Source organism: Oleiphilus sp. HI0128 (assembly GCF_001635365.1).
Map to the genome: position 1 here is coordinate 1 of NZ_LWGG01000550.1, position 213 is coordinate 213.

Genomic DNA, 213 nt, shown 5'->3' on the forward strand with positions numbered 1-213 from the left:
GGTAACGCGCAGGGTCAGCAGACAAGGTAGTTTTACCTGTACCTGACAAACCGAAGAACAATGTTGTTTCGCCGTCATCACCAACGTTTGCAGAACAATGCATTGGTAATACGTCTTTCTCTGGCAACAAGAAGTTCTGAACAGAGAACATTGCTTTCTTCATTTCACCCGCATAACGCATACCTGCAAGCAAAACGCGACGCTTGGCGAAGT

The 213-nt window shown here is 46.5% G+C and carries 1 protein-coding gene; it reads right to left on the reverse strand.

The window, feature by feature from the left end:
• On the reverse strand, positions 1-213 hold a 213-nt coding region (locus A3763_RS06545), incomplete at both ends, for a phosphoenolpyruvate carboxykinase (ATP) (protein WP_156494972.1).